This is a genomic window from Bradyrhizobium sp. CCBAU 051011 (assembly GCF_009930815.1).
In the GTDB taxonomy this organism is placed as follows: domain Bacteria; phylum Pseudomonadota; class Alphaproteobacteria; order Rhizobiales; family Xanthobacteraceae; genus Bradyrhizobium.
The window spans coordinates 8,612,147-8,638,074 of record NZ_CP022222.1 but is presented as its reverse complement, the minus strand read 5'-3'; the positions used below and the strand labels follow the sequence as shown (position 1 = coordinate 8,638,074).

30 protein-coding genes are annotated in these 25,928 nt (G+C 63.0%); 17 read left to right on the top strand and 13 right to left on the bottom strand.

Annotated features, from left to right (window positions below; genetic code table 11):
• The first annotated feature begins 48 nt into the window (after nucleotides 1-48).
• From ACH79_RS40655 to ACH79_RS40640, 4 genes are all read left to right on the top strand, one after another.
• Nucleotides 49-660, top strand: coding sequence for an NAD(P)-dependent oxidoreductase (locus ACH79_RS40655; RefSeq protein WP_161855768.1), 612 nt, complete (start codon nucleotides 49-51; stop codon nucleotides 658-660).
• Nucleotides 661-860: 200 nt separating this feature from the next.
• On the top strand, nucleotides 861-1,226 hold the full coding sequence (gene dksA, locus ACH79_RS40650; RefSeq protein WP_092509290.1) for an RNA polymerase-binding protein DksA: 366 nt from the start codon (nucleotides 861-863) through the stop codon (nucleotides 1,224-1,226).
• 63 nt (nucleotides 1,227-1,289) lie between these two features.
• Nucleotides 1,290-2,075: a 2-keto-4-pentenoate hydratase gene (locus tag ACH79_RS40645; protein ID WP_161855767.1), complete on the top strand. Its 786-nt coding sequence runs from the start codon at nucleotides 1,290-1,292 to the stop codon at nucleotides 2,073-2,075.
• Between the two features lie 7 nt (nucleotides 2,076-2,082).
• On the top strand, nucleotides 2,083-2,895 hold the full coding sequence (locus tag ACH79_RS40640; protein ID WP_161855766.1) for a hypothetical protein: 813 nt from the start codon (nucleotides 2,083-2,085) through the stop codon (nucleotides 2,893-2,895).
• 4 nt (nucleotides 2,896-2,899) lie between these two features.
• On the opposite strand, the gene ACH79_RS40635 is transcribed toward ACH79_RS40640, so the two are convergent.
• Complete coding sequence (locus ACH79_RS40635; RefSeq protein ID WP_161855765.1) at nucleotides 2,900-3,304, bottom strand: ClpXP protease specificity-enhancing factor SspB; 405 nt, start codon at nucleotides 3,302-3,304, stop codon at nucleotides 2,900-2,902.
• Between the two features lie 405 nt (nucleotides 3,305-3,709).
• Between ACH79_RS40635 and ACH79_RS40630 the strand changes: the two genes are divergently transcribed.
• Nucleotides 3,710-4,054: a hypothetical protein gene (locus ACH79_RS40630; RefSeq protein WP_161855764.1), complete on the top strand. Its 345-nt coding sequence runs from the start codon at nucleotides 3,710-3,712 to the stop codon at nucleotides 4,052-4,054.
• 104 nt (nucleotides 4,055-4,158) lie between these two features.
• Here the strand turns inward: ACH79_RS40630 and ACH79_RS40625 are convergent, their stop codons facing one another.
• Nucleotides 4,159-4,518 carry a PRC-barrel domain-containing protein gene (locus ACH79_RS40625; protein WP_161855763.1) on the bottom strand — a complete coding sequence of 120 codons (360 nt, stop codon included), beginning with the start codon at nucleotides 4,516-4,518 and terminating at the stop codon, nucleotides 4,159-4,161.
• A gap of 301 nt (nucleotides 4,519-4,819) precedes the next feature.
• Between ACH79_RS40625 and ACH79_RS40620 the strand changes: the two genes are divergently transcribed.
• From ACH79_RS40620 to ACH79_RS40605, 4 genes are all read left to right on the top strand, one after another.
• On the top strand, nucleotides 4,820-5,077 hold the full coding sequence (locus ACH79_RS40620; protein ID WP_161855762.1) for a DUF3551 domain-containing protein: 258 nt from the start codon (nucleotides 4,820-4,822) through the stop codon (nucleotides 5,075-5,077).
• A 296-nt stretch (nucleotides 5,078-5,373) separates the two neighbouring features.
• Nucleotides 5,374-6,339 carry a tripartite tricarboxylate transporter substrate binding protein gene (locus ACH79_RS40615; RefSeq protein ID WP_161855761.1) on the top strand — a complete coding sequence of 322 codons (966 nt, stop codon included), beginning with the start codon at nucleotides 5,374-5,376 and terminating at the stop codon, nucleotides 6,337-6,339.
• Nucleotides 6,336-6,809: a tripartite tricarboxylate transporter TctB family protein gene (locus ACH79_RS40610; RefSeq protein ID WP_161855760.1), complete on the top strand. Its 474-nt coding sequence runs from the start codon at nucleotides 6,336-6,338 to the stop codon at nucleotides 6,807-6,809. Before ACH79_RS40615 ends, ACH79_RS40610 begins: the two co-directional genes overlap by 4 nt.
• Nucleotides 6,809-8,332: a tripartite tricarboxylate transporter permease gene (locus ACH79_RS40605; protein ID WP_161855759.1), complete on the top strand. Its 1,524-nt coding sequence runs from the start codon at nucleotides 6,809-6,811 to the stop codon at nucleotides 8,330-8,332. The genes ACH79_RS40610 and ACH79_RS40605 overlap by 1 nt, the downstream gene beginning before the upstream one ends.
• Nucleotides 8,333-8,490: 158 nt before the next feature.
• Here the strand turns inward: ACH79_RS40605 and ACH79_RS40600 are convergent, their stop codons facing one another.
• The 6 genes from ACH79_RS40600 to flgF all read right to left on the bottom strand — a co-directional run bounded on the left by ACH79_RS40600 (nucleotide 8,491) and on the right by flgF (nucleotide 12,907).
• Nucleotides 8,491-8,754, bottom strand: coding sequence for a GlsB/YeaQ/YmgE family stress response membrane protein (locus ACH79_RS40600; RefSeq protein WP_161855758.1), 264 nt, complete (start codon nucleotides 8,752-8,754; stop codon nucleotides 8,491-8,493).
• Nucleotides 8,755-8,797: 43 nt separating this feature from the next.
• Nucleotides 8,798-9,253 carry a YidB family protein gene (locus ACH79_RS40595; RefSeq protein WP_161855757.1) on the bottom strand — a complete coding sequence of 152 codons (456 nt, stop codon included), beginning with the start codon at nucleotides 9,251-9,253 and terminating at the stop codon, nucleotides 8,798-8,800.
• A gap of 234 nt (nucleotides 9,254-9,487) precedes the next feature.
• Entirely contained in the window at nucleotides 9,488-10,240 is a 753-nt protein-coding gene (gene flgH / locus ACH79_RS40590) for a flagellar basal body L-ring protein FlgH (RefSeq protein WP_161855756.1), read from the bottom strand.
• A 5-nt stretch (nucleotides 10,241-10,245) separates the two neighbouring features.
• On the bottom strand, nucleotides 10,246-11,325 hold the full coding sequence (gene flgA / locus ACH79_RS40585; protein WP_161855755.1) for a flagellar basal body P-ring formation chaperone FlgA: 1,080 nt from the start codon (nucleotides 11,323-11,325) through the stop codon (nucleotides 10,246-10,248).
• Between the two features lie 10 nt (nucleotides 11,326-11,335).
• Nucleotides 11,336-12,124, bottom strand: a complete 789-nt coding sequence (gene flgG, locus ACH79_RS40580) for a flagellar basal-body rod protein FlgG (protein ID WP_161855754.1) — start codon at nucleotides 12,122-12,124, stop codon at nucleotides 11,336-11,338.
• An 18-nt stretch (nucleotides 12,125-12,142) separates the two neighbouring features.
• The gene (flgF, locus tag ACH79_RS40575; protein ID WP_161855753.1) at nucleotides 12,143-12,907 is read right to left on the bottom strand and encodes a flagellar basal-body rod protein FlgF; all 765 of its coding nucleotides are present in this window, start codon (nucleotides 12,905-12,907) and stop codon (nucleotides 12,143-12,145) included.
• Between the two features lie 388 nt (nucleotides 12,908-13,295).
• Here flgF and fliL point away from each other — a divergent pair, with 388 nt between their 5' ends.
• The 4 genes from fliL to ACH79_RS40555 are packed head-to-tail and all read left to right on the top strand — an operon-like array spanning nucleotide 13,296 to nucleotide 16,224.
• Nucleotides 13,296-13,787, top strand: coding sequence for a flagellar basal body-associated protein FliL (fliL, locus tag ACH79_RS40570; RefSeq protein ID WP_161855752.1), 492 nt, complete (start codon nucleotides 13,296-13,298; stop codon nucleotides 13,785-13,787).
• An 18-nt stretch (nucleotides 13,788-13,805) separates the two neighbouring features.
• Nucleotides 13,806-15,008: a flagellar motor switch protein FliM gene (fliM, locus tag ACH79_RS40565; RefSeq protein ID WP_161855751.1), complete on the top strand. Its 1,203-nt coding sequence runs from the start codon at nucleotides 13,806-13,808 to the stop codon at nucleotides 15,006-15,008.
• Nucleotides 15,005-15,445 (top strand): DUF6468 domain-containing protein, encoded by a 441-nt coding sequence (locus tag ACH79_RS40560; RefSeq protein WP_161855750.1) that lies wholly within the window; start codon nucleotides 15,005-15,007, stop codon nucleotides 15,443-15,445. Before fliM ends, ACH79_RS40560 begins: the two co-directional genes overlap by 4 nt.
• Complete coding sequence (locus tag ACH79_RS40555; RefSeq protein ID WP_161855749.1) at nucleotides 15,442-16,224, top strand: MotE family protein; 783 nt, start codon at nucleotides 15,442-15,444, stop codon at nucleotides 16,222-16,224. The genes ACH79_RS40560 and ACH79_RS40555 overlap by 4 nt, the downstream gene beginning before the upstream one ends.
• A gap of 45 nt (nucleotides 16,225-16,269) precedes the next feature.
• On the opposite strand, the gene ACH79_RS40550 is transcribed toward ACH79_RS40555, so the two are convergent.
• A complete protein-coding gene (locus tag ACH79_RS40550; protein ID WP_246738331.1) occupies nucleotides 16,270-16,713 on the bottom strand; it encodes a hypothetical protein in 444 nt (147 codons plus the stop codon).
• Between the two features lie 5 nt (nucleotides 16,714-16,718).
• Nucleotides 16,719-16,940 carry a hypothetical protein gene (locus ACH79_RS40545; protein WP_161855748.1) on the bottom strand — a complete coding sequence of 74 codons (222 nt, stop codon included), beginning with the start codon at nucleotides 16,938-16,940 and terminating at the stop codon, nucleotides 16,719-16,721.
• Nucleotides 16,941-17,301: 361 nt separating this feature from the next.
• On the opposite strand from ACH79_RS40545, the gene ACH79_RS40540 reads away from it, so the two are divergent.
• The 3 genes from ACH79_RS40540 (at nucleotide 17,302) to ACH79_RS40530 (ending at nucleotide 21,967) form a co-directional block, all read left to right on the top strand.
• A complete protein-coding gene (locus ACH79_RS40540; protein ID WP_161855747.1) occupies nucleotides 17,302-21,099 on the top strand; it encodes a tetratricopeptide repeat protein in 3,798 nt (1,265 codons plus the stop codon).
• A 168-nt stretch (nucleotides 21,100-21,267) separates the two neighbouring features.
• Complete coding sequence (locus ACH79_RS40535; RefSeq protein ID WP_246738330.1) at nucleotides 21,268-21,588, top strand: hypothetical protein; 321 nt, start codon at nucleotides 21,268-21,270, stop codon at nucleotides 21,586-21,588.
• A 142-nt stretch (nucleotides 21,589-21,730) separates the two neighbouring features.
• Entirely contained in the window at nucleotides 21,731-21,967 is a 237-nt protein-coding gene (locus tag ACH79_RS40530; RefSeq protein ID WP_161855745.1) for a hypothetical protein, read from the top strand.
• Between the two features lie 35 nt (nucleotides 21,968-22,002).
• Here the strand turns inward: ACH79_RS40530 and ACH79_RS40525 are convergent, their stop codons facing one another.
• Nucleotides 22,003-23,397 (bottom strand): FAD-binding oxidoreductase, encoded by a 1,395-nt coding sequence (locus ACH79_RS40525; protein ID WP_161855744.1) that lies wholly within the window; start codon nucleotides 23,395-23,397, stop codon nucleotides 22,003-22,005.
• Nucleotides 23,398-24,018: 621 nt separating this feature from the next.
• Here ACH79_RS40525 and ACH79_RS40520 point away from each other — a divergent pair.
• Entirely contained in the window at nucleotides 24,019-24,219 is a 201-nt protein-coding gene (locus tag ACH79_RS40520) for a hypothetical protein (protein WP_161855743.1), read from the top strand.
• A 130-nt stretch (nucleotides 24,220-24,349) separates the two neighbouring features.
• Here the strand turns inward: ACH79_RS40520 and ACH79_RS40515 are convergent, their stop codons facing one another.
• The gene (locus tag ACH79_RS40515) at nucleotides 24,350-24,652 is read right to left on the bottom strand and encodes a copper-binding protein (RefSeq protein WP_246738329.1); all 303 of its coding nucleotides are present in this window, start codon (nucleotides 24,650-24,652) and stop codon (nucleotides 24,350-24,352) included.
• Between the two features lie 124 nt (nucleotides 24,653-24,776).
• Nucleotides 24,777-25,757, bottom strand: a complete 981-nt coding sequence (locus ACH79_RS40510) for a GGDEF domain-containing protein (RefSeq protein ID WP_161856819.1) — start codon at nucleotides 25,755-25,757, stop codon at nucleotides 24,777-24,779.
• Between the last annotated feature and the right edge of the window lie 171 nt (nucleotides 25,758-25,928).

Sequence of the window (25,928 nt, the reverse complement as noted above, 5' to 3'; positions counted from 1 at the left end):
TCTAGTCACCATTGGATACCAAATTCGCGTATCGCAAGGGAGACCTCCATGAAAATCGCCGTCATCGGCGCGTCCGGCAACGCCGGTTCGCGCATCACCGCCGAACTCGCCCGCCGCGGCCATAGCGTGACCGCCATCGTCCGCCATCCCGAAAAGGTCGCTGCCCAGGCCGGCGTCACGCCGACCAGGGGCGACGTCATGGACCAGGCCGGGCTTGCCCGTTTGATGGCAGGCCACGACGCGGCGATCAGCTCGGTCCACTTTCTGGCCAGCGATCCGGCCAAGTTGATCGCCGCCGCGAAGGAATCGAAGGTCGGTCGCTACCTCGTCGTGGGCGGCGCCGGCAGCCTTGAGGTGGCCCCGGGCGTCCGGCTGGTCACCACCCCGGGTTTTCCCGTGGCATACAAGGCGGAAGCCGAGAAGGGCGCCGCCTTCCTCGACCGGCTCCGGGCCGAGAAGGAACTCAACTGGACCTTCCTGTCGCCCTCGGCCCTGTTTGTGGCAGGCGAGCGAACCGGCAAGTTCCGTCTCGGGACCGACCAGCTTTTGACCGCTGCCGACGGCAAAAGCTCGATTTCCTTCGAGGACTTCGCAGTTGCACTCGCCGACGAAATCGAGCGCCCGGCCCATATCCGCCAGCGCTTCACGGTCGGCTACTAAAGGGCAGGCCGTCCCGATAGCTTTGCCTGTGCAAGGCCTTGGGGGCGGTACTCCCACGGGGACGTACGATATTGTCTGTCACAACCCGCCGCTATATAAGGCCCGCGCGGACGGACAATTTTCCGCCCCGCCTTGCACGTGAAGATGGGCTGGCCTTGGAAAAGTTGAAGAATTATCGACCCTCCGAAAAAGAGCCTTTCATGAACGACCGCCAGCGCGATTATTTTCGCGCGAAGCTGCTGGCGTGGAAGGACGAGATCCTGAGGGAATCGAAGATCACTCTGCAGACCCTTCAGGAAGAGAACGTCAATCATCCCGATCTCGCTGATCGCGCCTCTTCCGAAACCGATCGCGCCATCGAACTGCGCGCCCGCGACCGCCAGCGCAAATTGATCTCCAAGATCGACGCCGCGCTGCAACGCATCGAGGACAACACCTACGGCTATTGCGAGGAGACCGGCGAGCCGATCTCGCTCAAGCGGCTGGAGGCTCGCCCCATTGCAACGCTGTCGGTGGAAGCGCAGGAACGTCACGAGAAGCGCGAGAAGGTTTATCGCGACGAGTAGGGGACCTGACGTCTGACCGGGTGCGGTTGGCGCTGCGGGTTGCAAAAGAGAAAGCCGCCGCTGATGGACAACATTCTTGCGGCCGCACAGACCATCGCTACTGCCCGTCGCAACCGCGCGCCGCTGGCCTCGCTTTCCGCTGAGCTTGCGCCCGGCGACGAGGCGGAAGGCTATCGCATTCAGCGCGCGGTCCACGACCTGCTGCTGCCGCAGGCAGGCGACCTGGTCGGCTACAAGATCGGCTGCACCAGCGCGGTGATGCAGGAATATCTCGACATCCTCCATCCCTGCGCCGGCGGCGTGTTTGCCAAGGGCGTTCACGACAGCGGCGCCCGGCTGCGCTACGGCGACTACGTCCGTGTCGGTGTCGAATGCGAGATCGCAGTGCGGCTCGCGCGCAATCTTGCGCCATCGGAAGCTCCGTTCACCGCAGAGTGGATGATGGAGGCGATCGAGGCCTATTTCCCCGCGATCGAAATCGTCGACGACCGCTACGTCAAATGGGAGACGATGGGCGCGCCGACGCTTGTTGCCGATGATTTCTTCGCCGCCGGCTGCGTGCTCGGCAAGGCGGTGGCGCGTATCAAAGCGCCCGATCTGCTCAAGGTCGAAGGCCGCGCCGTCGTCAACGGCAAGGAGGCCGGGCGCGGCAGCGGCGCCGACGTGCTCGGCCATCCCCACAACGCGCTGGCCTGGCTTGCCAATCATCTCGCCGAGGAGGGCAAGGGATTGCACGCCGGGCAGATCGTGCTGACCGGGAGCCTCGTGAAAACCGTGTGGCTCAATGCAGGTGATACCGTAGAGATGGAACTCGACGGTTTGGGCACGGTGAAAGCGTCGTTTAAATAGATCCGTAATGACTGAAAGCGTTCCGTCAGTTCTCGAATCAGATGCCAGAGGCGAGATCGCCGAGATCTATGCCGACATCCGCAAAGTGCTTGGCACCAGCGTGGTCAATCTGATCTGGCGCAACCTCGCGACCATGCCGGGCGCGCTGGAATGGACATGGTCCACGGTGCGGCCGCTCTATCTCGGCGATGCGCCGTTGCATGCCGAAGCCGTCAGGCGAACGATCGCGCTGCCGGATTGGCCCGGCTTTTCCACCGACACCTTGCTCGCCGCCGGCGTCGACGAGACCGAACGCGCGCTGATTCGTGACGTGCTCGACAGCTATCAATATACCAATGCGCTCGCGCTCGTCGTGCTCTCGGCGCTGCTGGCGCGTTACGAGCCGCGCCCGGCCGATACGGTGAGGGCCGCCGAGACCGCGCCAAAACCATCCGGCACCAAGATCCCGGAACTGCCGCCGATGGATGCGCTCGATCCCGAAGTGGCCGCGCTGGTCGAGGAGTTAAATACATTCGGCGAAGACACCAAGCCGCAATTGATTGCGAGCATGTACCGGCATCTCGCCTACTGGCCAGCTTATCTGGCGCTGGTCCGAACCATGCTCGTGCCGCTGCAGCAGGATGGGCGACTGAACGCGCTCACGCTTTCGGCTCGCGCGCTTGGGCATGCGCATGGCGCTACGCTCGCGTCACAACTGAAACCTGCCGCGCCGCCTGCTACGCTGATGGGCGCGCTCGCATCCTGTCGCCTGTTTGTCGAGCATCCGATCGCGCGGATGAGCGGGCTTTGCGCCCTGATTCGGCGCGCGACGCCGCAGTGAGGCGTCAGCTGTCGGAACACTTCAGCTCGGCCTTGTCCCAGAAGGCCTTGATCGCACTGAAGGGGACGGTGAGCCGTTCCGGATTTCCCATGAACCGCATCAAGACTTCGAAGCGGTCGTCCTTGACGTTCAACTGGTCGAATTCATTCTGCAGGATGATGGTCATATCGTCGGGATATTTCGACTTGAGACTGGGCGACAGTTTCACGCCATCAGCATGGGTACGGAAGGTGAGATTGACCGGCCGCTTATCCGAGGCGAGCTTGAGCGTCTCGGCGATCTTGGAGCGCGCCGTCGGCCTGCTGCACGGCTCGGCGAACGCAGGCGAGGCGTGAATAAGGATCGCCAGGAGGAGAAGCAGTATCGCCGCTTGCGGTGCGTCCAGCACGCCGCGACCTGTCGTTTCCATCACTGCTGTCACCGGAATAGCGCCCTGCCTTCGCGAGCGAACGACAACCTGGGTGTGTGTTCGCTCACTTTTCCCGAGCGGCATGCTAACCGGTTCCCTCAAAAAAGAAAGAGGGCACAGGAGCGCACGGCTTTCGTAGCACCCGCAGCCCGTGTGTATCGGCGGTAAGCACACGGTAATCATGACGGGCCCGCCGGGATCGGTCGGTGCATTCTACGCAATGGTCTGACGGTTTATGTCGTCTTCACTTGGCGACTAAACCCGTCGTGCCGCCATCGCCCGCGAACTAATGGTTAATCGAAAGCCTGATCGCGCTCGATGCATTGGCATGCATCAGACCACGCGGTCTCGCCGCCGGCAGCGTCCGTTAACCAATCGTATCGGCCGGCCATGTGCAGGAACGTAATGCAGGCAGCCGCCGTTGACTGGTGGGGTGCGCGCCAGACGGGAACGACCGTGAAGATGAAATTCATTAACTGCCATGGTCAGGGGAGGTCAGGGGACGTGAGCGCCGTCTCGAACCACCAGGCGAGGACGATTGCCGCATCCATCGAGACGCGCGCGAGCGATGGTGGGGAAACGCGCCGTTGCTTTCCGATCGCCTGCCGGCAGACTGCATCGCGGTTACAGGCTGATGACATAGGCGCTCGTCGCCAGCAAAATTGCGACGCTTACAGCGACAATGATCAAGAAGAATTTTCCCATCGTTCTGCCCTTTCGAATGATCCCAACGCGAAGCAGCCGGAATAGTTCTCTACCCGCAGGAAGATGCGAGCCGGCGTTCGCTGTCACGCCTGCCAGCAAAAAGGCCCGCCCATCCAGGCGGGCCTTTTGAAGGGCAGGGGTGACAGCGATCAGATCGCGACGCCGTAATAGTCGTTGACAGCGCGCGTTCTGACCGGATCGCTCCAGTTCCACGTGTTGTCGTTGCCGTAATGCGGCGCGCCCTTGAGCTGGGCTTCCGTTACGCCGGTGACGTAGCCGCCGAGCGAGGTATCGTATTTCAGCGACTGCCAGGGCAACGGATAGTGATCGTCGCCGATGCCGAGAAAGCCGCCGAAAGACAGCACGGCGTAGGAAACTCTGCCGCTCTTCTTGTCGATCATGACACGTTCGATCGAGCCGATCTTGTTGCGATCGGCGCCATAGACCGCAGTTCCCTCTACCTTGTCGCTGCCGATCAGGTTGCCGGTTTCGTTTGCTTCCAAAGCCATGGTTATCCTCCAGGGGATTGATGGACGGCAAACGAAGGGCGTGTGGAAACGTTCCTGACGGGAAGGCTACGCATCGTCGCATGAGCGATGCGAGTCTCGCGAGCAGCGGAGTTCCTGCGTTACGTTTTGAACAAGCGCACCTGCCAGTCGAGTATTCCGGCAATTGCTCGCGGAGCGACGAGATCTGAGGCGCAGCTACATCGCGCCATCACCCAACAGTGACACGGTCGGTGTGAAATAGCTCACGCGGCGCTTCCGAGATCGGGCGCAACGAATGTCGCGTTAGCTTTAGGAGGGAAACATGCGTATCTTATTTGTTGCCTTCGTGACATCGGCAATTGTCTTCCTAGCGGGCATAAACGCGGCCTCGGCGAAGGATTACCGTTATTGCATTCAGGGTGACGATTTCGCCGGCGGGACTGGCGAGTGCATCTACTCGACCAACGCACAATGCCAGGCCGCGGCTTCGGGCCGAACAGCTTCTTGTACAGAAAACGGCAATTTCGGCGCCAGCGCCGAGCTCATCGACAAGAACCGCTTGCGTCGTCGTCCGCGCTGAAGTCGGACGGCGCGACAGGCATTCGTTGGCTTAGCGGTGACCGGTCAAAAAACGACCGCGGCCTCCGCCCGGGGAGCTGACGGAGGCTGCGTTGAACATCTCCGTCGCGCCTAGGGTCGGGTCGTAACGAGATGTGGGAGCTCGGAATTGAAAACTAGAACGGCAGCAGCACGTCCTCACCTGCTGGCCGTAGCGGGGTTGCGAGCCGCCGCAGGGCTTTCCCCTGCGGGGCTCGGCTGTTATTATCCTCTAAAGAGCCTGAAAGGCCCACGAGAGACGACACCGGGAGACGACGGATGGCAAGGACGTTGGTGACGATGGCCGGCGCTGCCGCGCTGACCGGGGTGCTGGCTGCTTTATCGGCGGCGCCGGCGATGGCGCAATATCCCGACCGCCCCATCAAGATGATCGTGCCATGGGCCGCGGGCGGCGATACCGACAATATCTTTCGGCCGTTCGCCGCCGAACTTCAGAAGCACATCGGCCAACCCGTGGTCGTCGCCAATGTCAGCGGCGTATCCGGCACCACCGGCGCGCGCGAGGCCAAGGCTGCGGCGCCCGATGGCTACACCGTCTACGCGGTGCACGACTATATTCATCTGACGTTCTACGCGGGCATCAGTGACGTCAAATACAGCGACTTCGAGCCGATCTGCTTGGTCTCAGCGACGCCCTCGGTGCTGACCGCGAGCGCCAAAACGCCCTGGAAGAACTGGCAGGAGCTCGCCGACGACGCCAAGAGGCGGCCGGGCGAGATCACGGTCGGCGCCACGCTCGGCTCGACCAGCCATATCTTCCCGGCAATGATCGAGAAGGCGGCCGGCGTGAAATTCAAGTTCGTGTCATATGACGGCCTGGCTCCGCGGATGAACGCGCTGCTCGGTGGCCACGTCAACCTCACAGACTCCAACCTGACGCAGAAGGGTAAGGTCGAAGCCGGCGTGCTGCGCTACATCGCGATCGCAAGCGAGAAGCGCGACCCGGAAGCGCCCGACGTGCCGACGCTCAAGGAACTCGGCATGAACATCGTGTACGAAGTGGCGCGCGGCATCTTCGTCCCTAAGGGAACGCCGGCGCCGTTGCGCGCCAAGCTCGAGGACGCCTGCACCAAGGCGACCAGGGAGCCGAGCTTCGCCCAGGCGATGAAGCTGCAGGGCACCCGCGTGGCGTTCCTCAATGCCAACGACTATGCGCAGTTCCTCGCCAAGATCGACAATGAGAACAAGGTTATCATGACCGATCTCGGCCTGATCAAAAAATGAGTATCGGCCGCGATGGAATTACCGGTCTGATCCTGTTCGCGGTCAGCCTGTTCCTCCTCGTCAAGTCGTTCCAGCTTCCGTCCCTTCCTATCGTTCCGGTCGGACCGGGCTTTTACCCCGCCATCGTGCTGTCGTTGCTGGCAGCCGCGAGCGCGCTTCTGGTCCTGCAGGACCTCCTGAAGCGCTGCGCGCCGGCCTGCGCGGGCGACGCGCCGCGACGAAGTTATCGCCTGGTCGTGATCGCATTCGCGATCGTCGGTGCCTATGTGGTGCTGCTGCCGCTCGTGGGATTTCGCGTCGCCACGGTCTTGTTCGTCGGCGCGCTGCAGGCCGCATTGGGCAGGCCGCAAACGGCGCGGCAATGGGGTGTACTCGCCGCGATCGCGCTCGGCACCGCCATGGTGAGCTACTTCGTTTTCGAACGATACCTGCTGGTGCTGCTGCCACGCGGCGCCTGGACGGGCTTCTGATGCTCGATTTACTCTGGAACGGCCTCATCAACATTGCCCAGTGGAAATATCTATTGCCGCTGTTTGCCGGCACATTCATCGGCGTGATCGGCGGCTCTCTGCCGGGCGTCACCATCACCATGACGGTCATCGTGGTGCTGCCGTTCACCTACGGGCTCGATCCGCTGGCGGGCCTGGCGGCGATGACCGGCGTCTATGTCGGCGGATCGACCGGCGGCCTCATCGCCTGCTGTCTGCTTGGTATCCCCGGCTCGCCTTCTTCGATCGCCACCACGTTCGACGGCTTTCCAATGGCGCGCAACGGCGAGCCGGGCCGCGCCATCTGGCTCGGCGTCTGGGCTTCGGTCTGGGGCGGCCTGCTCGGCGCCTTGTTCCTGGTGTTCCTCACCGGGCCGCTTGCGGCGATCGCGCTGGAATTCGGACCATGGGAATACTTCTCGCTGTTCGTGCTCGCCATGGCGATGGTAGCGGGTCTCAGCGAATCCTCGCTCCTCAAGGGACTGATCTCGACTGCCATCGGGTTGTTGATAACAGTGGTCGGCCACGATCCGATCGGCAGCGTGCCGCGCTTTACATTCGGCTCGGCGTTCATCGGCGGCGGCTTTCCGTTCCTCCCCGTGCTGATCGGCATTTTCGCTTTCGCGCAGATCATGACCGATCTGGAGAAGCTGAATTCGCCCCGCGGCCAAGCGGCGGAATCGCTGGTCGGGGTCAAGCTCGAACGCTTCTCGCATCTCAAGGTGAACCTGGAAATCTTCAAGCAACCGTTCCTGCTCGCGTGGGCAACGATCGTCGGACTGATCATCGGAATCCTGCCTGCCATCGGCGGCAGCGCATCGAGCGTCATGGCCTATGACCAGGCCAAAAAATTCTCGAAAACGCCGGATCGTTTTGGCAAGGGCCATCCCGAGGGCATCATCGCTTCGGAAGCCTCGAACAACGCCAATGTCAGCGGTTCGCTGATGACCATCATGGCGTTCGGCATCCCCGGTGACGCCGTCACCGCCGTGATGCTGGGCGCGATGACGATCCACGGCATTCAGTCGGGACCGCTGTTCATCTCGCAAAACCCTGATATCGCCTATGGCATCTATGCCGCCTACATCCTGGCGCACCCCTGCATGCTGCTGATCTGCCTCGCGCTGATGCCGCTGATGCTGCGCGTGACGTCGGTGCCGATGGCGGTGCTGGCGCCGGTCGTGCTCGTACTCTGCGTCGTCGGCGCCTACGCGCTTAACAACACCATGCAGAGCGTCTACGTGCTGCTACTGTTCGGCGTCGTCGGTTACGTGCTGGTCAAGCTCGGCTTTCCGCTAGCGCCCCTGATCCTCGGCCTGATTCTCGGCGACCAGATCGAGATCAACCTTGTGCGTGCGATCATGACCGACGCGAATCCCTGGCTCTTCCTGACGCGGCCGATTTCCGGCCTGCTATTGCTGGCGGCGGCGACCTCGGTCGGGCTGGCCATATGGCAGCATTGGCGCCACCAGAAGCGGATCGCTGAGGAAGCGCCGGATTTTTGAACGAGCGATGTGCCGTTCGGCAACCTGCGTTGGCGCGCCTGTAGTGGCGAGCGGCGCTTAACTCCGCTCCGAGCATCGCGTGGCGTCCAGCTTGGCAAGGGGACGAAGAATCTCGCCGCCACCGATCCAGGCCCGACGCAGACCATAAGTCCAGCTCTTTAGATCGATCGCCGTTGCCGGCCGGCGAAGAGACCGTAGACAAAGAGCACAATGATGGCGCCGACTACCGCACCGATCAGACCCGCGCCTTCTCCGGGGCTGTACCATCCGAGCGCTTGGCCGAGATAAGTCGCCACGAAGGCGCCGACGATGCCCAGTATGGTGGTGAGAATGAAGCCTGAGGGCTCGTTGTCTCCAGGCATCATGAACTTGGCAATCACGCCGGCAATGAAACCAATGATGATTGTCCAAAGTATGCCCATCTCGATGCTCCCTTCCTGATTGCCCCGACATCCCGTTATCAATTCATGCTGCGGGCAAACGGCCGTCCGGCGTGTATTTGTCGACGGCTGCCGGAAGCTCGCGCGACAATCTTGCCAGGATCTCCTCCTGCGACAGTCCGGTCTGCTGTTCGAGTTGTGCCAGAACGTCGGAGCCGATCGCCTGCTTCAATTCCGGCGGCGAGACATCCTTGTTCGGGCCCTGATTGATCCAGGATTCAGCTTTGTCGCCCTGGCCGTTTTGCTGGAACCTGTCGAGTAGTTCGCCGATCCCGCCGCTGAGGAGGCCGCCAACCCCGGCGCCGCCCAATATCCCGCTCAGATTGCCCAGCAAGCCGCCCAGCGGCTGCTGTCCGGCGCCTGCATTCGGTTGGCCGCTGCCAACGCCCTTGAGAAGTTCTGCCAGTTTGTCGCGGTTCTGATATCCGGCAATGGCGAGCAGCCCGAGAAGGGCAGTCATCGATGGCATTCCGCGGCTCATGGTCGGCTCCCTCGGAGGTTGGTGCTCTGAGGAACGCGGGGCGGAAGCTTCAGTTCCTATGCGGGCGGGCGTCGCACGAGGACGACGAACGCGTGTCGCCCGGCGGTGGCGAGCTTGAGTTGATGGCTCCGGCGAAACGACCGCGGCCCTCGCCAGGGGAGCTGGCGAGGGCCGCGTTGAACATCTCCGTCGCGCCTAGGTTCGCGACGAGATGTGGGAGCTCGGAATTGAAAACTAGAACGGCAGCAGCACGTCCATCACCTGCTGGCCGTAGCGGGGTTGCTGCACGTCGGTGATCTGGCCGCGGCCGCCATAAGCGATGCGGGCCTGCGCGATCTTGGTGGAATCGATGGTGTTGTCGCTCTGGATATCTTCGGGGCGGACGATGCCGGCGACAATCAGCTCGCGGATTTCGAAGTTGACGCGGATCTCCTGCTTGCCTTCGACCACGAGATTGCCGTTCGGCAGCACCTGCGTTACCACGGCGGCGACGTTGGTGGTCAGCGACTCCTGGCGATTGACCGATCCCTTGCCGTCGCTCGATGACGTCGAATCCGTGGTCAGAATCTTGCCGGGCAGGATCTTGTTTGCCTGCGTGATCGTCTGGGATCCGATGAAGTCGGTGATACCGGAGTCTTCCTTGGCGGAGCGGCTGCGCTGGGTCTCGTTGGACAGGTTGGCCTTGTCGGTGATGTTGACGGTCACCGTCAGCAAATCGCCGATCCGTGCCGCGCGCTGATCCTTGAAGAATGCGCGTGAGCCGTTCCGCCACAGCGAGTTGGCATTGTAGGAGGCCTGCTCCGGCTTGGGCATCGGCATCTGCACCGGCTTGTAGCCGGGCTGCGTGGTCGGGTTTTCGATCTCCGTCAGCTTCGGCTTCTCGCCGATCTGGGAGAGACGGTCGATCGAGGAACAACCGCTCGCGGCGGCGGCCAGCGACAGCATGGCGCCGGTGAGGATGATGCGGTTGAGACGGGGAACTGACATTTACATTACTCGGCTTTTGGAGCGACTGGCGAACTGACGGTGGCGACCGCGACGGGAGCGGCAGGGCTGAGCGAGGAGGCGGCGTCGCTGGTTTGCGCCGGACGGGCCGCCACCGGCGTAATCGAAACCTGGCCGCGGCCGATCACGGTGCCGGACACCGTGCGCTTCGACTGCAGGTTCATGACGCTGACGACGTCGCCCTCGGTGCCGTTGTCCAGCGCCTTGCCGCGCATGGTGAGATAGATTCCGGTCGTCTCGTAGATCAGCGTGACGTTCTGGTCGCGCTGCACCAGATCAGGCTTGGCGAGATCGGCGGTCTTGATCGCCTGGGCGGCGCGGAGCTGGCGGCGCGCCTGCATGCCCACGGCGCGATCGCGCGTGGCGGCATCCGTGCCGACTTCCGCCTTCGGGCGGCGCTCGACCACCACGTCGGATGATTTCAGGATTTCATTGCGCTCGATATTACGCGTCAGCACCGCGGCTTCGACGGTCTCGATCGCCGTGCCGGTGAAACGCAGCTTGACCGGCGCCGTGCCATTCTCATTGGTGATTTCAAGCGTGACGTCGAATCGGCCGTTGCGGTTGTCGTAACGCACGATCGTCGCCTGCGGGCTGCCGCTGAAGCCGGAATCCAGCCGGACGTCGCCGGGATCGCGGTCGAAGGTCAGCGCCAGGTTGGCCGCGTCGCCGAGGCCATTGCGGCGCTCCAGCGCGCGCGCGACCTGCAGCTCGATGTCCTTGCGTTCGAGCGTGCGGGCCAGCCGCGTCACCGAGATTTCCCTGAGATCACGGGTGTCGACGCCGATCACATGATGGGCGCGAAGGGTGTTGAGCACCTGCGCCACCGGCAGCGAGCCGGTGGTGCCCAGATCCGGCGCGCGGTAGATCGCGATCTGCGCAGCGCTGCCGGCATTGTCGATGACGTCGCCGATCCGCACCAGATCTCCCGACACCTGCACATTGGCGCGCAGCACGGGCGCGACGATCACGTTGCGGTTCGCGAAAGCGTCTTGGGTCTGTGCGACCGCGGGCGCGCTCGATGCGGCGATCAGCGCTGTGGCCAGGAGGAGGGCGCGAGCGATCATGACCAGTCCTTTAGCGGAACATGTTGGAGGTGGACTGCAGCATCTGGTCGGCTGCGCTGACGACCTTCGCATTCATCTCATAGGCACGCTGGGCGGCGATCAGGTCGGAGATTTCGGTCACTACCTCGACGTTGGCCTGTTCGAGGTTGCCCTGCTGCATGTCGCCAAAGCCGTCGGTGTTGGCGACGCCGTCCTGCGGCGTGCCGGAGGCCGGGGTGTCCGTGAACAGATTGTCGCCGATCGGGTTGAGACCGGCTTTGTTGATGAAGCGCGTCAGGCCGATCTGGCCGACCAGCGTCGGCGTGGTCGAGCCGGGCAGCATCACGGTGACCTGACCCTGCGCGTTGATGGTGATCGCCGAGGAATTCTGCGGGATGTTGATTGTCGGCTGGACCGGGTTGCCTTGGGCGGTGACGACGCGGCCTTGCGCATCCATCATGAACGAGCCGTCGCGGGTATAGGCATAGGTGCCGTCGGGCACCTGGATCTTGAAGAAACCTTCGCCGCGGATCGCAATGTCGAGATCGTTGCCGGTCGGCGACAGCGTGCCCTGGCCCATCAGGCGCGGCGTGCCGACGGTCTTGACGCCGCCGCCGATGTCGACACCGACGGGCAGGATGGTGCCCTGGTCGGAGGCCTGCGCGCCGACGCGGCGTACATGGTCGTAGATCAAATCCTGAAACGCAGCCCGCTGCTTCTTGTAGCCGGTGGTGCGCATATTGGCGATGTTGTTGGAGATCACCTGAACGTTGAGTTCCTGTGCCGCCATGCCGGTCGCTGCTGTGTAGAGTGCGCGCATCGATCTATTCCTTGAGCGTTATGCCGGAACGTCGGCGAGTTTCTCGACGGCGGTCCGGTGCAAGTCGTGCTGCTGTTGCAGCATCGCCGAGATCTGCGTGTAGGTGCGCGTGATCTCGATGAGCCGGCTCATTTCGTGGACCGAATTGACGTTCGACTTCTCGATGTAGCCCTGGTTCACCCGCGAGGTGGTGTCGGGTTGGGGCGCGATGCCCTGGCCCGCGGAATAGAGGTTGCCGCCTTCCTTCACGAGCTTTTGCGGGTCGGCAAAGGAGACTAGCCGCAGCTTGCCGCGAATCGAGTCGGTGGTGCCGGTGCCCTCGAGCACGGTGATGTTGCCGTCGGCTGCGATGTTGATCTGCTTGTCGGTCGGCTGAAACACGATCGGGCCGGAATTGCCCAGCACCGGATCGCCGCTGGCGGTCACAAGCTGGCCCTGGTTGTTGATGTGCAGGCCGCCGTCGCGGGTGTAGCGCTCGCCGGCGGCCGTCTGCACCACCAGGAAGGCCTTGCCGTCGATCGCAATGTCGAGCGGGTTCTTGGTGTGCTCGGAGGGGCCGGCGGCAAAATCGTGGAAGGTGGCGCGGTCATGGACGAACGAAACGCGGCGGTCGGCACGCATGAAATTATCTTCATGCGCCGGTGAGCGCAGATATTCCTCGAACAGCGACCGGTCTGCCTTGAAACCCGTCGTGTTGATATTGGCGACGTTGTTGGCAACGACGTCCAACTGTCGTTCCAGCGTCATCTTCCGCGATAGTCCGACGAGAAGCATATTCTCCATCGGTGGTTCTCCCCTTGATTGATCCGAAGACTGGCTCTCCCAAGCCCGTGGTCCGGATCCGTCGTAACCTTTGGGCTCTCCCAAGCCGGCAGGTCACGCCAGTTACTCAGCGAAAGCCGTGCCAAGTCGGGAAGTGCTGAATTGTTAATGGGTTAGGATATTTTCGGAGCGCGGCGGGGGCGGCAGAAAGGTCTTGTTGACCATGTTTGCCCGGCAGATTTTTCCTACTTGGACGCGAATGGAAAGGTTCCGTTAACCATTATTACCCTAGCGTTGCAGGTATGGAGAGCGCGTGTGCGCTGGCGGCTTTTGTTTCGCGTTGTGGGGGCATCGTTACCCAGGCTGGTGGCAACCGCGTTCGTTTGTCGGAATCGAAGCGGGCGGGGCAATGGCTGACAACGAGCAGGCGGAAGGCGCAGACGGCGCAGAAGCCGCATCGGCGAAAAAGGGCAAGCTCAAGCTGATCATTGCGGTCGCCGGATTCGTCGCCATCCTCGGCGTCGGCGCGGGCTGGTTCTTCCTGATGCGCGGCCATGGCGAGGAGAAGCACGCCGAAGCGCCGCCGCCGAAGCCACCTTCCTTCGTCGAAGTACCCGACATGATGGTCAACCTGGTCGGCGCCCCCGGCGAGCGGGTGCAATATCTCCGCGTCAAGGTCGTGCTCGAGATCAAGGAAGAGAAGCAGGTCGAGGCGATCAAGCCGAGCCTGCCCCGGGTGACAGACCTGTTCCAGACCTACCTGCGCGAATTGCGTCCCTCCGACATCAACGGTTCGGCCGGGCTATTCCGCCTCAAGGAAGAACTGACCAAGCGGGTCAACAGCGCGGTGGCGCCGCAGCAGGTGAGCGCCGTGCTGTTCAAGGAAATCGTCGTGCAGTGATGGGGCGGATCTAGCATCATGGCCGTCAATCAAGACCAGATGGACCAGGACGCCATTGCCGCGCAATGGGAAGCGTCGCTGGATTCCGAGGACCCCGCGGCGGCGGCGGAAGAAGCTGCCGCCAACGAACTCTCCGAGAGCATGGCGCTGCAATGGGCGGCCATGGTCGAGGATGGCGGCCGTGAGTTCGGCAACAAGAATTCCGGCGAGCGGGTTCTGTCGCAGGAAGAAATCGACAATCTGCTCGGCTTCACTGTCGGCGACGTTAATCTCGACGACCATTCCGGCATTCGCGCCATCATCGATTCCGCGATGGTGTCCTACGAGCGTCTGCCGATGCTCGAAATCGTGTTCGACCGCCTGGTGCGGCTGATGACCACGAGCTTGCGCAACTTCACCTCCGACAATGTCGAAGTCTCGCTCGACCGCATCACCTCGGTCCGCTTCGGCGACTACATGAATTCAATTCCGCTGCCGGCCGTGCTCAGCGTGTTCAAGGCCGAGGAGTGGGAAAATTTCGGCCTGGCGACGGTCGATTCCAGCCTGATCTATTCGATCATCGACGTGCTGCTCGGCGGCCGGCGCGGCCAGACCTCGCTGCGCATCGAAGGCCGGCCCTACACCACGATCGAAACCAATCTGGTCAAGCGGCTGGTCGAGGTGGTGCTCGCGGATGCCGAACAGGCGTTCCGGCCGCTGTCGCCGGTGACGTTCTCGATCGACCGGCTGGAAACCAATCCGCGCTTCGCCGCGATCTCGAGGCCCGCCAATGCCGCGATCCTGGTGCGGTTGCGGATCGACATGGAAGACCGCGGCGGCAATATCGAACTGCTGCTGCCCTATGCGACCATCGAGCCGATCCGCCCGGTTCTGCTGCAGATGTTCATGGGCGAAAAGTTCGGCCGTGATCCGATCTGGGAAGGACACTTCGCGACTGAGGTGGCGCAGGCCGAGATATCGGTCGATGCCGTGCTCTATGAAGCCGACATTCCGCTCAAGCACCTGATGAAGCTGAAGGTCGGCGATACCTTGCCGCTGGAGATGCGTCCCGACGCACTGGTGTCGGTCCGCTGCGGCAACGTCACGCTGACCGAGGGGCGAATGGGCCGGGTCGGCGACCGCGTCGCCATCCGCGTCACCAAGCAATTGCGCAAACCCAATACCACCTTCGCGATGTTCGAGAAGGCCGACGAGCAAACCAAGTTGATGGAGGCACAATGAGTCATTCCCTTGGCATTGTAATCGAGAGTCTGGTGGCGGTGCTGCTGGTGCTCACGATCGGTTACTGCATGCTGCTCAACAAGCGGTTGAAGCGGCTGAAGGCGGACGAGCACTCGCTAAAGGCCACGATCGCCGAACTGATCACCGCGACCGAAATCGCCGAGCGGGCGATCGGCGGCCTCAAGCACACCGTGCGCGACGTCAACGAAAATCTCGGCAGTCAGCTCACCGCGGCGACGCAGATGGCGGGGCATCTGAAGAACATGCTCGCCGAGGGCGACGGCGTCATTCGCCGGCTGTCCAAGATCGCGATCGCGGCGCGGCCCTCGCAGGAGGCCGAACCCGCAGCGCCGCCCAAGGTCTCCAGCGCCAAGGCGGTTGCCGCAGCAGCGGAAGCATTCTCCGAGCGCCGAAGGGCGAGTGGCCTCGCCGCATGAAGTCGTTTCGCGATATCCGTGTCATTCCGGTCGTGCTGGTCGCGATCTTCGGCCTTGCAGTGCTGAAGGTTGCCGGCCTCGTGATCGATGGCGGATACGTGTTCGATTATCAGATCAGCCAGCCTGCCAAGCGCTCCTGGGCGCAGGACAATCTAGGCTTCCCCGGCGGCTCGAGGGCAGACACCGCCGACATCACTGGTTCGGTCAAGAAGGAAGAGAAAAAAGAAGAGGCGCCAAAGCCGGCCGCGCCCGCTACCGAGGCGCCGAAGCACGACGGCGTCGTTGTGTTTCCCGACCAGAACCCGCAATCGGTGTCGGCGTCGGAGCGCGCCATCCTTGAACGGCTGCAGGCGCGGCGCCAGGAACTGGAGCAGCGGGCGCGTGAAATCGAAATTCGCGAGAGCCTGTTGAAATCCGCCGAGAAGCGCATCGAGGGCCGCGTCGATGAAATGAAAGCCACCGAGGCGCGGATCTCAACCGCGAGCGGGCAGAAGTCCGAACAGGACGCCGCCCGCTTCAAGGGCATCATCACCATGTATGAGGGCATGAAGCCGAAGGACGCCGCCAAGGTGTTCGACCGGCTGGAGATGTCCGTACTCTACGAAATCGCTTCCCAGATCGCGCCACGGAAGATGTCGGACATTCTGGGCTTGATGCAGCCGGAAGCGGCCGAGCGGCTGACGGTCGAACTGGCCCGCCGCGCCGGCACCGATAAATCCACCTCCACGGCCGAACTGCCGAAGATCGAAGGCAAGATCCTGCCGCAAAAGCCCAATTGATGCGGGATGCCGACAGATCGGCAAAGCGCATCGGCGCTAACCCGGTCAGAACCTGCGCGGCCCCGATGAAACGAATGAGCGGTGGGCCACCGAAAGAGCGCCACGCTCGTTGGTTTCAAGGGCGATCTTCTGCGCCAGCATGACATCGCCCGCGACGAGATCGCCATCCGGAACAAAGCACCATTTGCAGACGTGGTGACCGGTGTCGCTGAGTTCTTCTATGTTCGTCTGCGTGCCATGATGAATCCGATACCGCGTCCCGGTTTGGCTGCCGATGACGTCGAAATATCGGAATCGCTCGTAAGAGGCGCGCTGCTTCGGCGAGAGCCACTCCTTCAAGAGCGTGAGGGCTCTCGCCTCGGTTTCGAAGCGGAACGTCTTGCTGCCGGAACCGGATCGCGCCACCACCAGCGAAAGCGCCGAAAGCAGCGCCGTGCCGAGCAAAGCGAGGACGAACGAGCATATCGCAAGCGCGATCTGCTGGGTCACAGCCGTCAGCCGCCAACGAGACGCGGATAAAACAGCGTTTCCTCCGCCGTCGGATCGAAGGAGCGGATCACCCGTGGCTCGCCGGGCCCGGATCGTACCGCTGCCGTGAATCCTGCGCCGGTCAAATCCCTGAACCGCCGCTCGGCCTTTTCGACCTCCGCACGATCATGGATGTCGAATGTATGCCGGGTGTCGCCAGTACGATCCATCACGATCTGGGTTGCCATTTCACGCACTCCGAATTGACTGCCTGAGGCAGGTTTGGCGACCCGGGGGCGTTGGTTGACTGCCGGCCCCGCGTCCCGGGTCCATTGTTTCCCTAAGACGGGATGGCTGATGTTAGTTCCATCCGTCGTAAGATTAATGATCCAGATCATGGCGCGGGACGACGCCATGGCAATAGCCGGTTGGCCTAGGGCCTGTGGCGCTTACTGGGTACCTCAGAAGGGCTCAACCCAGCGTCCGACCGCCCCTTCAACGAAATCAATAAGTTGACGTTAACAAAGCCTTAAGCCGCCCAATCCAAGATTCAAACGTGCGGGCGAGAGCGCTTCGCCGCTGAATTCATTGAGGCATGAGATCTTTTGGATGGGGCGAAGGGCTGCCGCTGAAACTGGATCGCCGGGCCGCGCATTGGCGCGGGCGGCGCAGCGTTGCCTTAATTATCTCGGCCAGCCCCTTGCTGTTGCTTTGTTATTCGCCGGTCTGACGTTCTCGCAAGCCTGCCGGGCCGACGACCCCGTCCGGGGGGAGGCGACGTTCACCTCCGCAGGCGGCTTCGCGCGGCTGGTGTTGAGGCTGGCGGAAGACGTCGAATCCGACGTTTCGACCGCCGGTTCGATCATCATCATCCGCTTCAAGCGCCCGGTGGACATTCCCGTCGACAAATTGTCGGACGCAGTGCCCGATTTTGTCGGCTCGGCGCGGCGCGATCCCGACGGTACGGCGATCCGGCTGTCACTGGCGCGGCGGGCAACCGTCAATACGATGACGGCGGGGGAGCGGATTTTCGTCGACTTCCTGCCCGATAGCTGGACCGGTCCACCGCCCGCGCTTCCTGCCGCGGTCGTGCGCGAACTGGCGGAGCGGGCGCGGGCTGCCGAGCGGGCGCTGCGCGCGCAGATGGCGGTGGCAGCCGCGAAGAAGAGGCCGCCGGTGCGTGTCCGCGCCTCGGTGCAGCCGACCTTCGTCCGCTTCGTGTTCGAGATGCCGGATGGCGTCAACGTCTCGTCGGTGCTGAACGAGCAGAAGCTGACGCTGCAGTTCAACAGCGTGCTCAATTTCGATCTGGCGGATGCGAAGGTGGCGGCGCCGCCGAACATCGCCTCGATCAATCAGCGGGCCGATGTCGACTCTTCCGCAGTCGACATCGTGCTGATCGGCGAGGTCGACGTGCATTCGTTCCGCGAGGAGAAGAACTATGTGATCGATGTCGGCTTCCAGCAGCCGGAAAAGTCCGCTTTGGCCGAGCCGCAGGCTGTGGCCAAGCCGGTCGCGCCGCCGGCCAAGCCCAGGCCTGCCTCGCGGATGTCACGCGACAAGGCTCTGAAGGATTTGCCCCCGCCGCAGCCGGCGGAGATTCCACCGGCCACGTCGGAGATGATTGCCGAACAGGCCAAAATCGAGATCAAGCCCGCGCAGGTGCGCGACGCGCCGCCACCGACGGAGGCGGCAATGCCTGCCGTCGAAAAGGCGCCGCCGGCCAATGGCAACGCTATTCCCGCGCCCGAGAAAATGGCGGCCGCACCGGAAAAGCCGCAGGCAGCGGTGGAAACTGCGAGAGTGGCGCAGCCAGATCAGGTCCAGGCCGCCGTCGCGGAAGCGCCGAAACCCGTCGCACCCGGGCAGGCGCCACCTTTTGCGGAGCCGCCGAAGGCAGCGACAACGCCGGCGTCCGGTCCTCCGCCGGAAAGCAGTGCCAAGGACAAGACCCCCACCGTCGAGGCGAGGCGTGACAGCGACGGCCTGCGCGTGACGTTCTCCTTTGCCGCGCCGACCCCGGCGGCGCTGTTCCGCCGTGCCGATACGGTGTGGCTGGTGTTCGACCAGACCAAACCGGTCGATATCGAACCGATCCGCGCCAAAGGCGGCGCCATCATCGGCGACGTGGTTCGGCTGCCGCTGGACAAGGGGCAGGCGATCCGTATCCGCCTCAACCGGCCGCAGATTCCTTCGCTTGAAAGCGAAGGCCGCGCCAACGGCGCCGAGTGGACGCTGATCTTCGCCGACCGCGGCCAGACGCCGCCGCTGCCGCTGACGGTGCTGCGCAACATCACCGATCCAGCGCTCGCCAGCGTCACCGTGCCGCTGGCCAATCCCGGCGCGATGCATCGGCTGGTCGATCCCGACGCCGGCGATACGCTACTGGTCGTGACCGCGCCGCCGCCGACCCGCGGCCTGATCAAGCGGCAGGATTTCGTCGAGCTGTCGCTCCTGGAATCCGTGCATGGCGTGGTGGTGCATCCGAATTCCGACGATATCAGCGCCGAGGTCGGCGCCGACAAGGTGATGCTCGGCCGGCCCGGCGGATTGACGCTGTCGTCCGCCGACGTCGCGGCCGAACGCGCCACCGCGGCGGTGAGGCCGCTGTTCGACGCCAATGAATGGCGCAAGAACCGGGAAGAGAAATTTCTGCCGCGGCTGGATGCGCTGATCAAGGCCGCGGGCGCAGCGGGGCCTGAGCAAAAGAACCAAGCCCGGCTCGAGCTTGCCAATTTCTACATGTCGCGCGGCATGTATCAGGAAGCGAGAGGGGTTACCAACCTCATCCTTTCCGACACCAATCAGGGCAATGAAGATGCCGCCGTGATAATGGTGCATGCGGTCGCCAGCATCCTGATCGGCCATCCCGAGCGCGCGCTCAAGGATCTTGCCAGTCCGGCGATCGGCAACGGCTACGATTCCCAATTGTGGAAAGGGTTCGCGTTCGCCCGCCAGGAAAAATGGGCCGACGCGCGTGAAAAGTTCAAGAACGCCGAATTCTCGATTGCCGCGCTGCCGCTGGAACTGCAGCGCATCGTCACTGCGGATGCGATGCGGGCCTCGCTCGAGGTGAAGGATTATGGCGGGGCCTCGCGGCGGCGCAGCGAACTTGAGGTGATCGGAATTCCCACCGAGATGAAGCCCGAGATCGCAGTGCTGCGCGGGCGTCTGGCGGAGGCGCTGGGGCACGACAAGGACGCGCTCGACGCCTACAGGTTTGCGGCGCAGTCCAGCGACCGGCAGGCGTCGGCTGAGGCGAGGCTGCTGCAGGCCCTCCTGCGGCACCGGCGCGGCGAACTCGGCCAGGCCGAGCTGACGCGCGAACTGGAAATATTGTCGGTCACCTGGCGCGGCGACGCGATCGAGTTGAAGGCGTTGAACAAGCTGACCCAGCTCTACTCGGAAAACGGACGTTATGCCGAGGCGCTCGCCGCCGCCAAGACCGCAACCAAGCTGCAGCCCAACTCCGAATTGTCGCGGCAGGGCCAGGATGCCGCGTCCGCGCTGTTCACCGAAATCTATCTCGGCCAGAAGGGCGACGACATGAAGCCGGTCGATGCGCTCGCGATGTTCTATGAGTATCGCGAATTGACCCCGATCGGCCGGCGCGGCGACGAAATGATCCGGCGGCTGGCGGACCGGCTCGCCTCCATCGATCTGCTCGACCAGGCCGCGGAACTGCTGCAGTATCAGGTCGACAAGCGCCTGGAGGGCGCCGCGCGCGCGCAGGTGGCGGCGCGCCTGGCCATGGTCTACCTGATGAACCGCAAGCCCGACCGGGCGATCACGACGCTGCGCCTGACGCGGATCTCCGATCTCTCAGGCGAATTGCGGCAGCAGCGCCTGCTCCTCGAGGCCCGCGCGCAAAGCGATGTCGGGCGCCACGACCTCGCGCTCGACATCATCTCCAACATCAGCGGACGCGAAGCGATCCGCCTGCGCTCGGACATCTATTGGGCGTCGCGGCAGTGGCGGGAAGCTTCCGAACAGATCGAACTGTATTTTGCCGACCGCTGGCGCGATTTCAGACCGCTGAACGCCGCCGAGAAGAGCGACATCGTCCGCGCCGTGGTCGGCTATGCGCTGGCCGAGGACGCGATCGGCCTGGCCCGTTTCCGCGAGAAATACGCGCCCCTGATGACCGGCGAGGCCGACCGGTTCGCGTTCGATACCGCGAGCAAGCCGGCCGCCTCCAACAGTGCCGAATTCTCGCTGATCGCCAAGATGGCCGCCAGCGTAGATACGCTCGACGGCTTCATCCGCGAAATGAAGAACCGCTTCCCGGACGCAACCGCCCGCGCGCCGCTGTCGCCGGGTATGTCGGGGAATGAGCCGGTCCATACCGGCGCCTTGCCGGCGATCGCCGGCGTGAGGCGGATCGATCTGACGAAGCAGTCGAAGTAGGCGGATTTGGCCGCAGGTTCGGCCAATTTTTGACCAGTTGACGCATTAGGGAAGACGTCAGCGCCGCTCCGGCGCTCCATGCAATCGTCTCTAGCTAGCCGTCCGATGCCACTGACCCGGGACCGAATCATAGGACACGACAACGAACGCCTGGCGTTCAGGTTCACCATGCTGAATGACGCCGATACGGTCGAGTGCCAGATCAGCGACGCCGCGATGGACGTGCTCGGTGGTGTCAAGGGGACTGAGAGCATGGCGCGGCAGGCGCAATTTTTGGCCCTGCGGGATGCTGTCGAGGGAATCGCATCCGATATTTTCGACAAAGGACCCTGCGTGAAGGGACAGGTCGTCAGGATCTTCACCAAGCACGTCCAGAAATTGCAGCCACCGCTCATGGACCCGGTCACGACCGGCTCGGGGCTGGCCGTGGACCAGGCCGCTTCGCTGCGGGTTATCGCCGAAGCTCGGCCGGCTAGCGCGGCGCAATAACGCGGGCTTCGTTGGACTCGACGACGGCCGCACAGCCGCGACTGCGTCCGTGTGTCCTATCGCCTCCTCGTGTCACCCCTCGACAGATGCGCGTCAAAGCGGCACCCTGCGGGCAAACAATCTGCTGGAGGACGCCTTCACGATGAGCAAGCCCGCCAAAACCGAAGCCGAACTCATTGCGATGGCGCGAGCCGAATTGAAGGTCCATGTCGATTGTCCCGACGGCATCGAGATATTGGTGATCCGCGACGGCGATAGCTGGGAATTCCGCGCCAAGGCTGACGACGCCACGATCGCCAAGCCCGGCTATCCCGAATGCGTCGCCATGCTGGTTCAGATCGGCGACCACCTCTGCAAGCAGTACGATTTTAGGGAGTGAGGGGCGGTCGCGAACGTCCAGTTCAACCTGGCCCCTCACACCGTAAAAATTCGCCCGGGGTTCAGGATGTTCTTCGGGTCGAGCGCGCGCTTGAGCGTGCGCATGGTTTCGATTTCCTCTTCGGTGCGGCTCATTTTCAGGTAGGGCCGCTTCAGAATGCCGATGCCATGTTCGGCCGAGATCGAGCCGCCGAATTCGCCCGTGAGGTCGTAGACCAACTTCTCGAACTCATCGTGCTTGTCAGGCGTATGTTCGTGATACACGCTGGGATGCAAATTGCCGTCGCCGACGTGTCCCATCACGACGGTGAAGGCGAGCGGATCGATCGCTTTGACTCGTGCATCAAGCGTATCCGCATATTCTTCCATCCTGTCGATGGCGAGACTGACATCGAACCCCATCCTCGCGGCGTAAGGGAAGCTGCGGCCAAGCTCCACGCTGGAATCGCGGATGCGCCAGATCGCGGCAGCGGATGCATTCGAGGTCGAGAGCGTGGCGTCGAGGATCAGATTGTCACCCATCGCCATCTCGAGCAGCTTTTCGAGATCGGCATGGATACGTTCCGCGTCGCTGCCGGAAGCCTCCAGCAGAACGTAGAACGGGTGATGCGTTGGCAGCGGCCCGGCCACGCCCTTCACGCGCTCGACGGTGAGGCGGTAGTAGGCATTCCACATCACCTCGAAGGCGGTCAATTCGCCGCCGAGACTTTGCCTCGCCATCCTCAGGAAAGCCGTGACTTGTCCGAACGAGGGCAGGGCACACAGCGCAACCTGCCGCTCCGCCGGCGCGGGAAAGACGCGCAGCGCGGCGCGCGTCACGACGCCGAGGATGCCTTCGCTGCCGATGAAAAGCTGCTTCAAGTCGATGCCGGTGTTGTTCTTGATGTATTTGCGCAGGCCCTTGAGCACGGTGCCGTCGGCGGTGACGACTTCGAGGCCGAGGATCAATTCACGCGTCATGCCGTAGCGTATGACGCGGTTGCCGCCCGCATTGGTCGAGATGTTGCCGCCGATGGTGCAACTGCCGCGCGCGCCGAGATCGAGCGGAAACATCAACCCGTCCTGCTCGACCCGTTCCTGCAGCTTTTGCAGCGGCGTGCCGGCTTGCGCGATGGCGACGCCGGCAGAAGCATCGACCTCTTCGACGCTGTTCATGCGCTCCATCGACAGCACGATTTCGTCCGCATTCGGCAGCGCGCCGCGCACCAGCCCGGTCATGCCGCCCTGCGTCGTCACGGGCACGCCGTCGCGATGACAGAGCCGCAGCAACACGGAGACATCTTCCGTCGTTTTCGGGCGCACCACCGCGCGCGGTTTCGGAACCGGATTGCCAGCGATGTCGTGATGATAGCGCGCGTCGATGTCGGTGCCTGACAGCACTGCGCCCTTGCCGAGCGCGTTGTGCAGTTCGTCAATGAAACCCTCGGACATGCCCCTGCCTCTTCTTTACGCGAAGTTTGGCCGAAGCTTTACATGCGGCATGGCCGGGAAGAAACCCTGTCCGGCGCGTGGGGAAGCCGTGTTTTTGCGGGCTATCTATCTTGACTAGCGCCGAGGCCGCCGCGTCGAGCCCGAGCGGCTGCGTAGCGCTTCTTCCTTCCGCTCCGGCTCGACCGATGTGATCTGGTTGCAGGCATCGCACTTGTATACGTACACGAGCGGGCGCAGTCCGATCCTGGGCAGCTTTCCGATCCGGACCGTGCCTATCCCGCAAGCTTCGCAGCGCGGCGGCAGACCGGTTTCTGAATGCGGTACGGACATATGAACGAATCGCTGAGCAATAAATGAATGCATCGGTGAAGCTGGCTTCTGATTGCATCTTAATCGTGGAAATCGGAGTCCGTAAGAATACGAGGATGGCGGCACGTTCGCGGCGGGGCGTCCATCTTTTGCCACCAAATCGACCCCGACCGGGCATCCAAACAACACACTGCAGGGTGCAAAGTCGGAGCACCAGCGCGCGACCACACGGAAAATTCGACCGGACCCAATCCGGCCGGACTTCAGTTTGTAAGGCGTGCAATGTCTTCCAGCAACGGTCACGACACATCGATGCGATCGGCGCTTGCCGCCGTAGACGCTGCGGCCTCCCGCCCATCGCCGGCCGACAGATTCAATATTGATCGGGAAGGGCCGGCCAAACGCGCCGGGAAACTGCGGGCGCTGCAGCAGCGCTTCCAGAAATTGAACGAATATTGCGACGAGACGGTTGCCGAAATCCGCGCTTCGCTCGAGCGCACGTCGCCGCGCTAGTTACGAGGCCCGGACTCCCCCAGCAAGATTGACGTTTCGAAGAAACGGCAGCTTGCTAAGGGCACTCCGGGCCTCGCTGTTCTCCAATCGAAGCGACACTCACGAAGCGGGATGCCGCTTCGTGATCGCCTCACTTCTTGTCGATCTTGGTGACGGCGTCCGCCTTATCGATCTTGGTGATGGTCTTGGTGCCCGCCGTATCGCTAATAGCGAAAGTGACCCTGTCGCCGGCGTGCAGCACATTCAGCCGCGCGCCATCCTGGATCTTGAATTCTTCGCTCGCGGCGCCGGCATTCGCGCCGGTGGTGCCATCAGGCATATCCTTGATCGTGATCGTGCCGCTGATACGGTCTATTCGGGTCACCATTCCGGTCCGCGTTTGCTGGGCAAGAACCGACGTACTGGCGATGCTAAGGGCCGCGGTGGCGGCCATAATCATCCCTGCGAATTTCATGGAAACACTCCCGGCTGTAGGGCGTCTACGATAAGCCGGAATTGCGGCATTAGTTCCGCGCCCGAGAGGCATTGCGGCCTTTCTTCCGCTGGCGATTGAAGCTCTAGGCCGCGCCGGCCTCGGGCTCGAGTTCGGTTTCCGTTACCGTGCGGTTGCGGCCGAGCCGCTTGGCTTGATACAGCCCGCGGTCGCAACGCTCGATCATGGCCTCGGCCGATTCGGCGAGACGGAATTGCGACACCCCGATCGAAACCGTGATGCTTCCGATTTCCTTGCCGGTTGCGCGGCGGGTCAGCTTCGCTTCGGCAATGCGGCGGCGAATGCGCTCGGCGACCGACGTACAAGCCTCGAGATCGGCGCCCGGCAGCACCGCGATCAATTCCTCGCCGCCGTAGCGGGCTGCCAGATCGACTTCGCGAACGCCTTCCTGCAGCACCTTGGCCACAAGCCGAAGCACCTGATCGCCGACCTGATGGCCGTAATCGTCGTTGAATTTCTTGAAGTGATCGATGTCGATCAGGAAGACGCTGAGCGCCTCGTCCTTTTCCATCGCAGCGATCTGGGCGAGGCGGAGAAATTCATCCATCGAGTGCCGGTTGGCCAGTCCGGTCAGCGCATCGGTGTTGGAGCGCTGCTCGGCCGCCTTCAGGGAGTCGCGGATGCTGTCGAGCTCCTCGGACGTGGCGGCGAAGTTCGCCTCCAGCGTCGCGGCCCGCGCCGTCGCCTTTGACAATTCGTCAACCAGCTTTGAAATGATCGTCCGGGGATCGCTGGTGGCGGCTTCGGAAGACACCTCGCCGAGCGCCTTGATGTGGGTCTGGTTGTCGGTGACGGCGGTGTTGAGGAATTGCTGGGCGGTGGCGATCAGGCCGCTCAGCTGCTCGGGCAGGTCACCCAGCGGGTCGGCTGCGGACTGCGGCGCCACATAGGTAATATAGAGCTCGTGGTTGGTCGCAGCGTCGAACTTGCGCTTGCCCGCGATCAGGATGTCGATGGTCTTTCGCAGCGCCAGCGAGCTGCCGAGCGAATACTCGAACCAGACGGCAAAATTGGACGGGGTGGCAGGAACGGACTGCTGCGACATCAACCGAATAGCCCGGTCCGCAATCGTCGTGGCGTATTCGACGTCCATCTCGCCGATCGGCTGGCCTGCCATCGTCTGACCCGGTGATGCGTTTGTATGTCTGTTCCCTGGCAGCCATTGTGCACGAAGGAACTAATCTCAGCTTAAATTCGCTCGGAAACTCCGCTGCAA

What these genes read in the sequence shown, in the direction of transcription:
- ACH79_RS40620 (WP_161855762.1), top strand. Translation starts at nt 4,820, where the DNA reads ATGCGTATCTTATTTGTTGCCTTCGTGACATCGGCAATTGTCTTCCTA.
- ACH79_RS40645 (WP_161855767.1), top strand. Translation starts at nt 1,290, where the DNA reads ATGGACAACATTCTTGCGGCCGCACAGACCATCGCTACTGCCCGTCGC.
- ACH79_RS40560 (WP_161855750.1), top strand. Translation starts at nt 15,005, where the DNA reads ATGAGTCATTCCCTTGGCATTGTAATCGAGAGTCTGGTGGCGGTGCTG.
- ACH79_RS40635 (WP_161855765.1), bottom strand. Translation starts at nt 3,304, where the DNA reads ATGGAAACGACAGGTCGCGGCGTGCTGGACGCACCGCAAGCGGCGATA.
- fliL (WP_161855752.1), top strand. Translation starts at nt 13,296, where the DNA reads ATGGCTGACAACGAGCAGGCGGAAGGCGCAGACGGCGCAGAAGCCGCA.
- ACH79_RS40600 (WP_161855758.1), bottom strand. Translation starts at nt 8,754, where the DNA reads ATGGGCATACTTTGGACAATCATCATTGGTTTCATTGCCGGCGTGATT.
- ACH79_RS40515 (WP_246738329.1), bottom strand. Translation starts at nt 24,652, where the DNA reads ATGGCCGCCACCGCGGCCCTTAGCATCGCCAGTACGTCGGTTCTTGCC.
- ACH79_RS40610 (WP_161855760.1), top strand. Translation starts at nt 6,336, where the DNA reads ATGAGTATCGGCCGCGATGGAATTACCGGTCTGATCCTGTTCGCGGTC.
- ACH79_RS40595 (WP_161855757.1), bottom strand. Translation starts at nt 9,253, where the DNA reads ATGAGCCGCGGAATGCCATCGATGACTGCCCTTCTCGGGCTGCTCGCC.
- ACH79_RS40525 (WP_161855744.1), bottom strand. Translation starts at nt 23,397, where the DNA reads ATGTCCGAGGGTTTCATTGACGAACTGCACAACGCGCTCGGCAAGGGC.
- ACH79_RS40520 (WP_161855743.1), top strand. Translation starts at nt 24,019, where the DNA reads ATGCGATCGGCGCTTGCCGCCGTAGACGCTGCGGCCTCCCGCCCATCG.
- ACH79_RS40510 (WP_161856819.1), bottom strand. Translation starts at nt 25,757, where the DNA reads ATGTCGCAGCAGTCCGTTCCTGCCACCCCGTCCAATTTTGCCGTCTGG.
- flgF (WP_161855753.1), bottom strand. Translation starts at nt 12,907, where the DNA reads ATGGAGAATATGCTTCTCGTCGGACTATCGCGGAAGATGACGCTGGAA.
- flgH (WP_161855756.1), bottom strand. Translation starts at nt 10,240, where the DNA reads ATGTCAGTTCCCCGTCTCAACCGCATCATCCTCACCGGCGCCATGCTG.
- ACH79_RS40535 (WP_246738330.1), top strand. Translation starts at nt 21,268, where the DNA reads ATGCTGAATGACGCCGATACGGTCGAGTGCCAGATCAGCGACGCCGCG.
- flgG (WP_161855754.1), bottom strand. Translation starts at nt 12,124, where the DNA reads ATGCGCGCACTCTACACAGCAGCGACCGGCATGGCGGCACAGGAACTC.
- ACH79_RS40625 (WP_161855763.1), bottom strand. Translation starts at nt 4,518, where the DNA reads ATGGCTTTGGAAGCAAACGAAACCGGCAACCTGATCGGCAGCGACAAG.
- ACH79_RS40555 (WP_161855749.1), top strand. Translation starts at nt 15,442, where the DNA reads ATGAAGTCGTTTCGCGATATCCGTGTCATTCCGGTCGTGCTGGTCGCG.
- ACH79_RS40655 (WP_161855768.1), top strand. Translation starts at nt 49, where the DNA reads ATGAAAATCGCCGTCATCGGCGCGTCCGGCAACGCCGGTTCGCGCATC.
- ACH79_RS40530 (WP_161855745.1), top strand. Translation starts at nt 21,731, where the DNA reads ATGAGCAAGCCCGCCAAAACCGAAGCCGAACTCATTGCGATGGCGCGA.
- fliM (WP_161855751.1), top strand. Translation starts at nt 13,806, where the DNA reads ATGGCCGTCAATCAAGACCAGATGGACCAGGACGCCATTGCCGCGCAA.
- ACH79_RS40630 (WP_161855764.1), top strand. Translation starts at nt 3,710, where the DNA reads ATGCAGGCAGCCGCCGTTGACTGGTGGGGTGCGCGCCAGACGGGAACG.
- ACH79_RS40540 (WP_161855747.1), top strand. Translation starts at nt 17,302, where the DNA reads ATGGGGCGAAGGGCTGCCGCTGAAACTGGATCGCCGGGCCGCGCATTG.
- ACH79_RS40615 (WP_161855761.1), top strand. Translation starts at nt 5,374, where the DNA reads ATGGCAAGGACGTTGGTGACGATGGCCGGCGCTGCCGCGCTGACCGGG.
- dksA (WP_092509290.1), top strand. Translation starts at nt 861, where the DNA reads ATGAACGACCGCCAGCGCGATTATTTTCGCGCGAAGCTGCTGGCGTGG.
- flgA (WP_161855755.1), bottom strand. Translation starts at nt 11,325, where the DNA reads ATGATCGCTCGCGCCCTCCTCCTGGCCACAGCGCTGATCGCCGCATCG.
- ACH79_RS40545 (WP_161855748.1), bottom strand. Translation starts at nt 16,940, where the DNA reads ATGGCAACCCAGATCGTGATGGATCGTACTGGCGACACCCGGCATACA.
- ACH79_RS40605 (WP_161855759.1), top strand. Translation starts at nt 6,809, where the DNA reads ATGCTCGATTTACTCTGGAACGGCCTCATCAACATTGCCCAGTGGAAA.
- ACH79_RS40640 (WP_161855766.1), top strand. Translation starts at nt 2,083, where the DNA reads ATGACTGAAAGCGTTCCGTCAGTTCTCGAATCAGATGCCAGAGGCGAG.